This window comes from Aquabacterium sp. NJ1 (assembly GCF_000768065.1).
Classification (GTDB): Bacteria; Pseudomonadota; Gammaproteobacteria; order Burkholderiales; family Burkholderiaceae_C; genus Aquabacterium.
On sequence record NZ_JRKM01000001.1, the window covers coordinates 2,581,250 to 2,593,870 of the forward strand.

Consider the following 12,621-nt stretch of genomic DNA (forward strand, 5'->3'; position numbering starts at 1 on the left):
AAATCAGGCGATCAGCTCGCCATCTCGGCGACCGTGCCCCGCTCATCGGCGTACAAGTCCATGATGCGCAGGATCTCGAACTGCTGCTGGAAGAAGCAGTCCAGCAAGGTCGGGTCAAACGCCCCACCCCGCTCTTCGGCCATCACGGCCAGGGCCTGCGAGGCGCTCATCGCCTCCTTGTAGGGCCGGCGGTTCATCAAGGCATCGAACACATCCGCGATGGCCACGATGCGGCCAAACAGCGGGATCTGCTCGCCCTTGAGGCCTTGCGGGTAACCCGCGCCGTCCCAGCGCTCATGGTGGGTCAGCGCGATCGTGCGCGCCGTGGCCAGCAACTCGTTGTCGTGCTTGCCGATGATGTCGGCGCCGATCTGCGGGTGCTGGCGCACGATCTTGCGCTCCTCCGGGTTCAGCGGGCCCGGCTTGAGCAGGATCTGATCGGGCACCCCGATCTTGCCCACATCGTGCATGGCCGCCGTCTGGAACAGCAGCTGCACCGACTCGGGCCCCAGGCCAGCTTGCTGCGCCACCAGGCGGGCAATGTGGCTCATGCGGATCACGTGGTTGCCCGTCTCGTTGTCCTTGAACTCGGCGGCACGGCCCAGGCGGCGGATGATCTGCTGGCGCGTGGCCACCAGCTCGCTGGTGCGCTGCGCCACCATGCGCTCCAGCTCGCGCGCCTGGTCATACAGCGCCAGGTGCGTGCGCACGCGGGCCTGCACCAGCGGCGGGCTGATCGGCTTGGTGATGTAGTCGACCGCGCCCAGGCTCAGGCCCAGGCTCTCGTCTTCGACCGTGCTCATGGCCGTCACGAAGATCACGGGGATGCGGCGCCGGTCCGGGTTGGCCTTGATGCGGCGGCACACCTCGTGCCCGCTCAGGTCGGGCATCATGATGTCCAGCAGGATCAGGTCGGGGGGATCTTCCGAATACGCGATGGCCAGAGCCTTGTCGCCCGAGGTGGCCACCTTGATGCGGTAATCCTGCCCAAGCACCTTGGACAACAACTCGATGTTCTGTGGCGAATCGTCCGCCACGAGTATGGTGGGCCTACGCAAACCCAGGCTTGCTGACATCCTGCACTACTCCGCTGGTCAATGTTCTTTTTATAGCTGGCACGGTAACCGTGGCAAGCCAGAAGCCTTCAGGCCTCAAGCTGACGGAATCTGACGGGTCATGTTCGCGCGCATGCGCTGGGCCATGACCGAGCCCGCTGCCCTCACCACCTCCACGGCCACGGAGGGCACGCGGGCGGCTAGTTCTTCAAAACGTGGCAGGCGCAAGGCGTAGATCACACACGGGGTCATGGCCTCGACATTGGCCATGCGCGGGCCATCGGCAAACAGCCCCGGCTCGCCGCAAATGGAACCTGGCCGCAGGATCGCGATGCGTGACGCCCCGGGCGTGCCGCCAGTCACGAATACCTGCAAGGAGCCCTGCCCCAGAAAATAGACCGTGCGGTCGTGGTCGCCCTGTTTGACCAGCAGATCACCCGAACGCAGTTCATGGCGTGTCAGGTACTGGCAAAACGTCCGCCATTGCTGAGGATCCAGACGCGGACGGAATGCATCTTCCGTATTGAGCGTCTGAATCGCCTGAATCAGTGCTGTGGAATCCATCGGTGCCTCAAGTTCGCTCGCTGTATCGGCGCCCTGCAGCGCGAGCTTATGAATTTAATCCATCACGGCCTGGCAGTGGGCGCCTTTTCAAACGAAGCGCCCTTTTTGTTGCCTGGCCATGACGCATCCGGCCGGTTCATGGCCCGAATATGGGCCCGCCAGTGATACCACGCCCTGTTTCTGCCAAGCGCTTAAACCTATTTGCCAATGCAGAAACGCGTGAATATTTCACCTAAAAGGTCGTCTGCCGAAAATGCCCCGGTGATGGTGCCCAGCGCGTTGTGCGCCAGGCGCAGCTCTTCGGCCAGCAAATCCAGCGCGCCATCGTTCAAGGCGGCGTGCGCCTGCGCACCTTGCAGATGCTCACGGGCCACGCGCAGCGCCTGCACATGGCGTTGACGGGCGATGAACACGCCCTCTTGCGCGGCCTGCCAGCCGGCGATCTCCAGCAGCTTGTGGCGCAAGGCCTGCAGCCCCTCGCCCGTGCGCGCTGACAGCGCCAGCACCGGCCCGACTGGCAGCACACCGGCCTGCACCGCGGGCGACAGGCTGCCCGCATCGGCCTTGTTGAACACGTGCACCACCGGCACGCCCTCGGGCAGGCGCGTGGCGATCTGGGCATCGGCCTGGGCATAAGCCAGGTTGTCCACCCGTGTCAGGTCGTGCAGAAAGAGCACGGCATCGGCTTGCCAGATGGCCTCCCAGCTGCGCGCCATGCCGATGCGCTCGACCTCGTCGGACGCTTCATGCTCGGCGCGCAAGCCGGCGGTGTCCACCACATGCAAGGGCACGCCTTCGATCTGGATGGTCTCGCTGACCTTGTCGCGCGTGGTGCCCGCAATGGGCGTGACGATGGCCAGCTCGGCACCGGCCAGCGCATTGAGCAGCGAACTCTTGCCCGCATTGGGCTGGCCGGCCAGCACCACCTGAAGGCCTTCGCGCAGCAGGGCGCCCTGACGCGCCTGGCCCAGGACCTTGTCCAGCGTGGCCGCCACCCGGTCGAGCTTGCCGCGGGCATCGGCCTTTTCCAGGAAGTCGATTTCTTCCTCGGGGAAGTCCAGCGTGGCCTCGACCAGCATGCGCAGGTTGATCAGCTGGTCACGCAGGGCCTCGATCTCCTTGGAGAAGGCCCCGCCCAGCGAGCGGCTGGCCGAACGCGCCGCGGCTTCGGTGCTGGCATCGATCAGGTCGGCAATGGCTTCGGCCTGGGCCAGGTCGATCTTGTCGTTGAGGAAGGCGCGTTGGGTGAACTCACCGGGCTCGGCCAGACGCAAGCCTGGCAAGCGGGCCCGGCCGGTGGTGGGGTCCAGTTCGGTGGCGGCCTCCAGGCAACGCGCGAGCAACAGCTGCATCACCACGGGGCCACCATGGCCCTGCAGCTCCAGCACATCCTCGCCGGTGTAGCTGTGCGGCCCCGGAAAATACAGCGCCAGGCCGTGGTCCAGCGCCTCGCCGTGGGCATCCTTGAACGGCCCGTACGTGGCCACACGCGGCTGCAGTTCGCGCCCGCACAGCGCCTGCGCCAGTGGCATCAAGCCCTTGCCCGACACCCGCACGATGCCCACCGCACCGCGGCCGGACGCCGTGGCCACCGCCACGATGGGGACATTGCGCTCACGCCATGACATGCAAACAACCCTTTTCCCGCTTCAAAAACCGATCAAACTGGACGCCAACGTCCAGGCACCTTGCCCGGACATTGCCTTGAATCAACAACTTGCCCCGATTGTCTCTTGCCAACACCCTCACCTGCGGGAGTTTGGGCACAAACCCCGTAGACGGGCTTGACGCGCGGCCATAACCTCGCTGCGCATTACGGGGTTCATTTATGTTGAAGCGTTTTTCAAGCTGGTCGTTTCTGTTTGGCTCGCTGGCACTGGGCATCTACACCGTGCTGCACTTCGGTTTCGACCCGAACAAGATCTTCACCTACTTCCTGGCGCCCTACTACATCATCGCCACGGTGATGCAGTACATCTGGCCGGAGCAGCCCAATGACTTCGAAAAGGGCGAGGTGCTCAACGACTGGCTGCACAACGGTGTGCTGATGGCCATCACCGCCTTCCAGAACTTCTTCGTGCACACCCTGGTCGCGCTGACGGGCTCGGGCCTGCTGTTCAAGTACGGCGTGTTGCCCGAGAGCGCCGCCGCCCACAACCTGCCCTTCTGGGGCCAGGTCGCCATCGCCTACCTGACGTTCGACTTCATGTTCTACGTCACCCACCGCATGGGCCACGAGATCGACTTCTTCTGGCGCCTGCACAGCGTGCACCACTGCGCCCACCGCCTGAGCGTGCTTAACGCCAGCCGCGCCCATCCCGCCGACCTGATCTGGCGCCGCCTGCTGCCCATCTTCGTGACCTTCCAGACCGGCGTCAGCCAGGAAGCTTTCATCCTCAGCGGCGTGATCGGCAGCGTGCTGGCCACCATCACCCACATGAACGTGGCCTTCAGCTTCGGCCCGCTCAACTACATCATCGGCACCAACGAGCAGCACCGCTGGCACCACTCCAACAAGATCGAAGAGGCCAAGAACTACAGCGTCTTCATGCTGTGGGACCACCTGTTCGGCACCTTTGTCTACCACCCACAAGGCCAGGTCCGGCCCGCGAAGATGGGCCTGTTCAACGAGCACTTCTACCCCGTGCACGCCTACCTGGGCCAGTTCTTCATCCCCTGGAAGTGGAAGCAGATGAAGGCCCGCCAGGCGGCACTCGAAGCCCAGCAAGCGGGCGGTGCCACACACACGCCCCATGCCGGCGTGGCCCAGGGGGGCACGGGCAACCAGCCGGCAGCCGCATCCAGCACCATCGCTCGCACGGCCTGAGCCTCAGCCTGTACCAAAGAAGCCACTCAGGCCATCGCGCTCACAACGGTGCCCCAAGTTGGCGCCCGGCGTGACATCACAAAACGGTGCATACCCGGTTTCACAGCCTTGTCACCGGGCAATCGGACACTGGCACCAATGTTGCATCGCACAATTGACCGATGACGACATTGGAAAGATTGCACCATGCTGGACCTGATCAACGATTACCTCCAACTCGGCGTCGACAACGCCGGGGGCACTTTGTCCGTCTGGCCGCTGGCCGTGGCCACCGCCTTGGTGGCGGCCATGATCCTCAAGCGTCAGTCTGACGACTGAGTGCCTGCAAGACAGGAGCGCTGGGTGAACAGCGCAGCGAAGTAAAGGAGGAGAGGCGGGCGCAGCCCGAACCGGGGGACATGAGCGGAGGTGATCACCCAGCGCTCCTGGCCCGCACCTCACAAGAACCCAAGAAAAAAGCCGCCTGGCGTACTGCGCAGGCGGCTTTTGTTTTGACTGAGGGCTTGTTTACTTCGCCACACCCAGCTGCTTGTTGATCATCCATTGCTGGGCGATCGACAGCAGGTTGTTGGTCAGCCAGTACAGCACCAGGCCAGCCGGGAAGAAGAAGAACATCACGCTGAACAGCAGCGGCATGATCCACATCATCTTGGCCTGGACAGGGTCCGGTGGCGTGGGGTTCAGCCAGGTCTGCAGCAGGGTCGAAGCCGTCATCAAGGCGGGCAACACGAAGAACGGGTCCTTGACCGACAGGTCGGTGATCCAGCCAATCCAAGGCGCGTTGCGGATCTCCACCGAGGACGACAGCACCGAGTACAGCGCGATGAACACCGGGATCTGGATCAGGATGGGCAGGCAACCACCAATCGGGTTGACCTTCTCTTCGCGGTAGATCTTCAGCATCTCCTGCTGCATCTTCTGCGGGTCGTCCTTGAGGTTCTCGCGCATGGTCTGGATGCGCGGGTTCAGCGCCTTCATCTTGGCCATCGAGCGGTAGGCACTGGCATTCAACCAGTAGAAGGCGGCCTTGAGCAGCACCACCAGCGCCACGATCGCCCAGCCCCAGTTGCCGATCAGGCCGTGGATCTTGTCGAGCAGCCAGAACAGGGGCGCGGCCATGATGTGGGTCCAGCCGTAGTCCTTGGTGTACTCCAGGCCAGGGGCCAGTGCCCTGAGCTTGTTTTCTTCCTGGGGGCCCACAAACAACTTGGCGTCGAGCGACTTGCTCTGGCCCGGCGCGATCTCGCCCAGCGGGAACAGCATGCCGGTGGCATACAGATTGGTGGCCACCTTCTGCACGAAGAACTCGCGCGTGATCTTGTCGTTTTGCAACCAGGCCGAGGCGAAGTGGTGCTGCACCATCGCCACCCAACCGTTGTCGTCCACCTTCTCCAGCTCCAGCTTGCCTTCTTCAATGTGCTTGAAATCGGCCTTCTGGTACTTGCCCTTCTGGTTGAAGATGGCCATGCCGGTATAAGCCTGCGGGCCGCCCATGAAGGCCGGGCCGGCCGGTGCCTTTGCAGGCGAGCCGTCACGCTCCAGCTGCACATACAGCTGGGGCTTGATCGTGGCGGCCGACGCATTGATCACGTCCTGCTTCACGTCGATGGCGTAGTCGCCCCGCTTGAAGGTGTAGGTCTTGACCAGCTTGACGCCGTTGACTGGCGCCGATTCCAGCTTGACCAGCAGCTCGTTGGCACCATCGGCCAGCTTGCGCTCGCTGCTCAGCAGCGTGAACGGTGTCTTGTGCGTGGGCAGCGTGCCATCAGCCGCACTCGAGCCGATCAGGCCGGACTGCGCCACATAGGTGTGCGTGGGCGACTGGTCCAGCAGCACCATGTGGTGATCAGGGTGGTCCTGGTCTTCATGCTTGAGCAGCTCGACCTTGACCAGGCTGCCGCCCAGCGTGTCGATGGTGGCCTTGACCACATCGGTGGTGATGGTGACCTGCTCGCTGGGTGCAGGCACCGCCGCCCCGGCCACACCACTGGCCGCAGGCTGGGCGGCCGCTGGTGCCCCGTTGCCCACGCCATTGCCGGACAACTGGGTGCTGGCTTGCGGCACGGTGCCATCAACAGCGGAAGCACCCGAAGCAGCTGCCACCGTGGTGGCAGGCGCAGGCGCGAACAGGGAGGGTTGGCCGGTATGACGCAGCCAGCCATCCCACAACATCAGCAGCGAGACGGCAAACACCGACCACAGCAGGGTGCGACGCAGATCATTCATGAGCGAGTTGAATCCGACGAAGGGTTGCAATAACGGGACAAAAGACCCGGCGCCACATCGGGCACCGGATCATGGCCACCCGGACAACCCGGGTGACAACGCAGCAGGCGCCTGGCCGCCAGGTAAGAACCGGCAGCCGGGCCATGACGCTCAAGCGCCTGCAGGGCATATTGGGAACAGGTGGGCGTGAACCGGCAGGCCGAACCCAGCCAGGGGCTCAGAAAGAAACGGTAGCCACGCACCAGGCCGATCAGCACCGCATTGACGGCACGGCACAGCACAGCGCGCATCATGCCGCACCTCCGGTGCTGTCTGCCACAGAGGGGGACGATTCCTTTGTAAAGCGCGCCCCCGCAGATGCGGGCACCGTCAGTCGCAGCCACAACTCGTCCAGCTCCTGGCGAACCAGGGCCTTCAGGGCGTCAGAAGCAGCACTGGGGAATCGGGTGCGGTCAAACGGCGCGCGCAGGCGCAGCACCCAGCCATCGACATCTTCACCATGGCGCCCCTGAGCCAGGACGGCAGGGGCGTGGCGACGCAAGGCCTCGCGGGCCTGATGGCGGATCAGGGAACGGGTCACCGAGCGCTTGGCCTGCTTTTTGGGCAGCACCAGACCCAGGCGCCAGGCCAGGCGGCCCGCCTCGGGGATCTCGGTGACAAAGTCATCCACAAGCACGTCTGCCTCGGCACCCTCGCCTGTTGACAACTTGACCAGACCGGTCAGTGAAGCGGGCTGCCCCAACGCCTTCAAAGGCGCCTCGGCATCAACACGCTCGGCGGCGCGTTCACCCGCGTGTTCGCCCGAGCGCGCAGGCGCCTGCACCTGACGGGGCAGCACATGCAGCACAAAATGGGCGGTACGCGAGACCGGGCGCGAGCCCAAAGCCCTCTGAAAATCAGCAGCTTTCAGACTCGGTGGACGCACGGTAGGAGGGGGGTCAAGTCGCAACAAAGCCGGGCACGCAAACGCTTCGCCCGGCTTCGTTCATGCCAGCACCGGATGGATCAAGCGGATGCACACCCGAAGCTGGACCACAGCCGGTTTTCATGCACACCAGGCCAGGGCCTTGGGCGCACGCAACCAGCTACAGCTGGCCTGGATTACAGGGCCAGACGCTTGCGGCCCTTGGCGCGGCGTGCGTTGATGACCTTGCGGCCACCCTTGGTCTTCATGCGCACCAGGAAACCATGGGTACGGGCGCGGCGGGTCTTGGAAGGTTGATAAGTGCGTTTCATGATGATCCTTCATGAGGCCCGCAACCCCAGTGCTGTGCACAAAGCTTGCCGCGGCTCATTCTTCTGTTTGTCTACCTGCTGATGCAATTGCCAGCAGGGCTCCGGTCTTTCAAAACCAGGCGAACATCCGGCACACAACCGGACGAACCCGCGATTACAACAGCTTTTGAGGCATCGGTCAATGCCCCTTGAATCAAGGGGCCCCGGCAAACCCACTCCAGGTGCTGGAACGGCGGCTTTCCTACACCAATTCACGCTGGGCAGAAATCTGTGGATAACCTGTCAATTCCTGGCCCCAACGCGCTTAGAATTCGCGTCCCAAGGAAGGACTTGTCCACACATGAGCGCCGCCGAATTGCCTGCATCCAGCCGTCCACTGGCCGCAGACGCCGCTTCCCCGCTTGACACCACCAGCCTGTGGCAACGCGCCTGCGAGCGCCTGGCCATGGAGCTGCCCGAACAGCAGTTCAACACCTGGATCCGCCCCCTGCCGCCGGCAGACGTCGGCCTGGCCGATGGCGTGACCTCGGTCTGCGTGCGTGTGCCCAACCGCTTCATGCTGGACTGGATCCGCACGCAGTACAGCACCCGCCTGGAAAGCATCCTCACCGAACTGCAAGGCGGCGAGGTGCGCATGGACATCGCCCTGGCCCCCCGCGCGGCCATGCCCGCACCGGCTCAAGCGCTGCGCCCGCCTGGCATGGTCATGCCCGGCCGCGCCCTGCCACCCAATGCCCAGGCAGCCCAGCCCCATCAGGCCGCACAAACTGCTGCACAGCCCATGTATGCCCCCAACGGTGGCCACAGCATCGTCACCGGTGGCCCCGGCGTGGTCAGCCTGCCGCAGCACCAGGCCAGCGAAGCGCCGCACCGCACCCGCAGCCAGCCTCAGGTCATGGGCCTGAACCCGGCGCTCACGTTCGACAACCTCGTGCCCGGCCGTGCCAACCAGATGGCCCGCACCGCCGCCCTGCACGTGGCCGGCGCCCCCGGCCAGATGTACAACCCGCTGTTCATCTACGGCGGCGTCGGCCTGGGTAAAACGCACTTGATGAACGCCGTGGGCAACGCCCTGCTGGCCGACAAGCCCGATGCGCGCATCCTCTACCTGCACGCCGAGCAGTTCATCTCCGACGTGGTCAAGAACTACCAGCGCAAGACCTTTGACGAGCTCAAGGCCAAGTACCACCAACTTGACCTGCTGCTGATCGACGACGTGCAGTTCTTCGCCGGCAAGGACCGCACGCAGGAAGAATTCTTCAACGCGTTCGAGGCCCTGCTGGCCAAGAAGGCGCACATCATCATGACCAGCGACACCTACCCCAAGGGCCTGGCCAACATCGATGAACGCCTGACCTCGCGTTTCGACTCCGGCCTCACGGTGGCCATCGAGCCGCCCGAGCTGGAAATGCGCGTGGCCATCCTGATCAAGAAGGCCGCCCTCGAAGCCATCGACATGCCCGAAGACGTCGCCTTCTTCGTGGCCAAGAACGTGCGCGCCAACGTGCGTGAACTCGAAGGTGCGCTGCGCAAGGTGCTGGCCTTTGCCAAGTTCAGCCACAAGGAGATCACCATCGCCCTGGCGCGCGAGGCCTTGAAGGACCTGCTGTCCATCCAGAACCGCCAGATCAGCGTCGAGAACATCCAGAAGACGGTGGCCGACTTCTACAAGATCAAGGTCGCCGACATGTACAGCAAGAAGCGCCCGGCCTCGATCGCCAAACCGCGCCAGATCGCCATGTACCTGGCCAAGGAACTGACCCAAAAGAGCCTGCCCGAGATCGGCGAGCTGTTTGGCGGGCGCGACCACACCACGGTGCTGCACGCGGTGCGCAAGATCATGGGCGAGCGCGGCAAGGACACCGAGCTCAACCAGCAGCTGCACGTGCTGGAACAGACGCTCAAGGGTTGAGTGGCGCGGATGCGGCATCCGCCGGCTCATCAACAGATCAATCAAACCAAAGAGGAGGCTTCAGGCCTCCTTTTTTTTCGCCTGTCCTTGCCCAGGCTGCGCCGGTTTCTCTTCACATACCTGTATTCCTTTTAAAAGGTCGTAGTCGTAGTAGAGGGCGCCTTTTGCTGTGGACAAGTGCTTTTCTTTCAATGCCATCAAGCATTTGCATCAAGGACAAGCCTGTGGATGGCGGGCCTGTTGCGCCTGGGGACAACCGACAACAACTTTCCCAAACCGGTCTGCCTTGTGGACAAGAGGCCGGTTGTTCTTTTTTTGTACACAGGCTTGTTCGAGGGCTTCTGAGCGCTTTCTGGTGCTTTGGCGGCCCTGTTGACCGGCCTGCCAGGGGCTCCCAGCCTTGTCAAGGAACAAGCTTGTGGACAAAAAAAGGACAAGTACTGGCTTGTCCACAGGCCCTCGGGACTTTCCAAAGTTGTTGTCTGTTGTCCCCATGGCGAACCGCGGTACGATCCACAGGCTTGTACGAGGGCTAAATCCTTGATGGATCAGGACAAAATAGCGTTGTTCACAGAAAAAGTCGTCCTCTACTACAACGACTAATTTGAAAGACTAAGATGATTGTGTTGAAAGCAGCCCAAGAAAAAGTTCTTGCCGCCCTGCAATCCGTGGCCGGTATCGTCGAGAGACGCCACACCTTGCCCATCTTGGCCAACGTGCTGTTGAAGAAGTCCGGCAGCCAGCTCGAGCTCATCACCAGCGACCTGGAAATCCAGATCCGCACCACTGCCCAACTGGACGGCGACGAAGGCGACTACGCCACCACCGTCGGCGCCAAAAAGCTCGGCGACATCCTCAAGAGCCTGCCTTCCGACCAGATCGTCTCGCTCACCGCCAACCAGAACAAGCTGACCCTGCAAGGTGGCAAGAGCCGCTTCACCCTGCAGACCCTGCCCGCTGAAGACTTCCCCCTGGTGCAGGAAGCCGCCGACTTCGGCCCGGCTTTCAGCGTGCCCCAGAAGACCTTGAAGATGCTGATCGGCCAGGTGCACTTCGCCATGGCCGTGCACGACATCCGCTACTACCTCAACGGCATCCTGTTCGTGGCCGAAGGCAACAGCCTGACCCTGGTGGCCACCGACGGCCACCGCCTGGCCCTGGCGCAGGCCACGCTGGACGTGGACATGCCCAAGCAGGAAGTCATCCTGCCGCGCAAGACCGTGCTGGAGCTGCAACGCCTGCTCAAGGACGACAGCAAGGGCAAGGAAGGTGAGCCCGAGCAGATGATCGAGATGCGCTTTGCCGGCAACCAGGCCAAGTTCACTTTCGGTGGTCTCGAGTTCGTGACCAAGCTGGTCGAGGGCAAGTTCCCCGACTACAACCGCGTCATCCCCAAGAACCACAAGAACCACATCACCCTGGGCCGCACCACCTTGCTGGCCTCGCTGCAACGCGCCGCCATCCTCACGTCCGAGAAGTTCAAGGGCGTGCGCATGAACTTCGCGCCCGGCGTGCTGGGCATTGCCTCGAGCAACGCCGAGCAGGAAGAGGCCAAGGAAGAGCTCGAAATCGACTACGGTGGCGACAGCTTCGAGATCGGTTTCAACGTGGGTTACCTGATGGACGTGCTGGCCAACATGAGCCAGGACATGGTGACCGTGTCCCTGCAGGACGCCAACAGCTCTGCGCTGATCACCAACCCCGAGTTCGAAGGCTTCAAGTACGTGGTGATGCCGATGCGTATCTGAGTTACGACTCGACGTCCAAACAGGGGGTGTCAAACACGGGATGTTTGACTATCCTCCGTGCTCATCACATAAACACGGAGGGGATCCCCATGATCCAGCGCTTTGTATTGCCTGTTCTTCTGGCATCGCTTGTAAGCACGGCTTCGGCCGCAGATGGCATCGTCGCATCGGGTGCCGCATCAGTCACCGGCCTGTCCTATCACCTGATCGACCTGGATCCCACAGACGGCATCGCACCGTCGATCACCTTCAACGACAGCTACGTGGGCATTGGCGTCGTGACCAGTACGTGGACCCCCCAGTCCCAGGCAACGGGTGAATCGACACGCACGCCGGGCGATCTGTTCACGGCGACCCCGGCCGATTTTGTTTCTTCGAGTGGCAACGTCACGGGCAGCTACAACACCAATAGCGCGACCATCAACTCGAGCTTGCGCGCATCTGATCTCAACGCCATGGCTTCAAGCTATGGCACAGATGGTTACACCGTCAGCGTGACCGCGGCATCGGGCATGTTCTTCGGCAGGGATGAGACTCCGGACGTTCCGGGCGTGTGGTTTCCCTTTAATCCCGGGCAGTCGGCATTCACCTTGTCGGCCAATACGGCCCTGGTCATCGATGGCCAGTGGCATGTCAACACAGGCCTGGATCTGACCCAGGTGCAGCCCGGCGCGTTCATCGACAGCATCCAGGCCAATGGTTGGAGCGCCAACTTCGACAGCCATTCGTCAGCAGTCGTTGCCTTGCAACTTGACGATGGCAACGAAGGGGGGGTGTTCGCCTGGAACTCACATGATTTGACGCAGAGCCTGGACGGCAATGGCCTGGGTGAGTTGTTCACCAACAATGTGAACGATCAGGCAGATTCGCCTTTCAGCGTTCAGATCAACAACACGGGTACAAGCTCGGTCAATGGCTTTCTGGCTCTTGGCGCTACGGCGGATTACAAAGTCACAGTGGCCGTGCCAGAACCTGGCACCTGGGCCTTGATGGGCCTGGGCCTGGTGGGTGTGCTGGTTACCGCTGGCAAGCGTCGCCGCGCTGCTTGAGCGG

Annotated in this window: 13 protein-coding genes; 5 read left to right on the forward strand and 8 right to left on the reverse strand. The window is 62.8% G+C overall.

What is annotated here, in order from left to right:
• Positions 1–11 precede the first annotated feature (11 nt).
• The 3 genes from JY96_RS11055 to mnmE form a co-directional block, all read right to left on the reverse strand.
• The gene (locus tag JY96_RS11055) at positions 12–1,076 is read right to left on the reverse strand and encodes an HD-GYP domain-containing protein (protein WP_035037390.1); all 1,065 of its coding nucleotides are present in this window, start codon (positions 1,074–1,076) and stop codon (positions 12–14) included.
• Positions 1,077–1,151: 75 nt separating this feature from the next.
• Entirely contained in the window at positions 1,152–1,619 is a 468-nt protein-coding gene (locus JY96_RS11060; protein WP_035037393.1) for a cyclic nucleotide-binding domain-containing protein, read from the reverse strand.
• Positions 1,620–1,816: 197 nt separating this feature from the next.
• Positions 1,817–3,247 (reverse strand): tRNA uridine-5-carboxymethylaminomethyl(34) synthesis GTPase MnmE, encoded by a 1,431-nt coding sequence (gene mnmE, locus JY96_RS11065; protein ID WP_035037395.1) that lies wholly within the window; start codon positions 3,245–3,247, stop codon positions 1,817–1,819.
• A gap of 200 nt (positions 3,248–3,447) precedes the next feature.
• Between mnmE and JY96_RS11070 the strand changes: the two genes are divergently transcribed.
• Together JY96_RS11070 and JY96_RS24125 are read left to right on the forward strand one after the other, a co-directional pair.
• Complete coding sequence (locus JY96_RS11070) at positions 3,448–4,446, forward strand: sterol desaturase family protein (RefSeq protein WP_052162414.1); 999 nt, start codon at positions 3,448–3,450, stop codon at positions 4,444–4,446.
• 186 nt (positions 4,447–4,632) lie between these two features.
• Complete coding sequence (locus tag JY96_RS24125; RefSeq protein ID WP_255352682.1) at positions 4,633–4,764, forward strand: hypothetical protein; 132 nt, start codon at positions 4,633–4,635, stop codon at positions 4,762–4,764.
• Between the two features lie 189 nt (positions 4,765–4,953).
• Here the strand turns inward: JY96_RS24125 and yidC are convergent, their stop codons facing one another.
• From yidC to rpmH, 4 genes are all read right to left on the reverse strand, one after another.
• Positions 4,954–6,672, reverse strand: a complete 1,719-nt coding sequence (gene yidC / locus JY96_RS11075) for a membrane protein insertase YidC (protein ID WP_035037397.1) — start codon at positions 6,670–6,672, stop codon at positions 4,954–4,956.
• Positions 6,669–6,965, reverse strand: coding sequence for a membrane protein insertion efficiency factor YidD (gene yidD, locus JY96_RS11080; RefSeq protein ID WP_235333903.1), 297 nt, complete (start codon positions 6,963–6,965; stop codon positions 6,669–6,671). The genes yidC and yidD overlap by 4 nt, the downstream gene beginning before the upstream one ends.
• Positions 6,962–7,555 (reverse strand): ribonuclease P protein component, encoded by a 594-nt coding sequence (locus tag JY96_RS22245; protein WP_052162415.1) that lies wholly within the window; start codon positions 7,553–7,555, stop codon positions 6,962–6,964. Before JY96_RS22245 ends, yidD begins: the two co-directional genes overlap by 4 nt.
• A gap of 218 nt (positions 7,556–7,773) precedes the next feature.
• Positions 7,774–7,908 (reverse strand): 50S ribosomal protein L34, encoded by a 135-nt coding sequence (gene rpmH, locus JY96_RS11090; RefSeq protein ID WP_035037398.1) that lies wholly within the window; start codon positions 7,906–7,908, stop codon positions 7,774–7,776.
• A gap of 445 nt (positions 7,909–8,353) precedes the next feature.
• Here rpmH and dnaA point away from each other — a divergent pair, with 445 nt between their 5' ends.
• Positions 8,354–9,820: a chromosomal replication initiator protein DnaA gene (gene dnaA / locus JY96_RS11095; protein ID WP_052162935.1), complete on the forward strand. Its 1,467-nt coding sequence runs from the start codon at positions 8,354–8,356 to the stop codon at positions 9,818–9,820.
• 60 nt (positions 9,821–9,880) lie between these two features.
• Here the strand turns inward: dnaA and JY96_RS23590 are convergent, their stop codons facing one another.
• On the reverse strand, positions 9,881–10,018 hold the full coding sequence (locus JY96_RS23590) for a hypothetical protein (protein WP_161784308.1): 138 nt from the start codon (positions 10,016–10,018) through the stop codon (positions 9,881–9,883).
• Positions 10,019–10,437: 419 nt separating this feature from the next.
• On the opposite strand from JY96_RS23590, the gene dnaN reads away from it, so the two are divergent.
• Together dnaN and JY96_RS11105 are read left to right on the forward strand one after the other, a co-directional pair.
• On the forward strand, positions 10,438–11,568 hold the full coding sequence (dnaN, locus tag JY96_RS11100; RefSeq protein WP_035037400.1) for a DNA polymerase III subunit beta: 1,131 nt from the start codon (positions 10,438–10,440) through the stop codon (positions 11,566–11,568).
• A gap of 26 nt (positions 11,569–11,594) precedes the next feature.
• Complete coding sequence (locus JY96_RS11105; RefSeq protein ID WP_152606458.1) at positions 11,595–12,617, forward strand: PEP-CTERM sorting domain-containing protein; 1,023 nt, start codon at positions 11,595–11,597, stop codon at positions 12,615–12,617.
• The last annotated feature ends 4 nt before the right edge of the window (positions 12,618–12,621 follow it).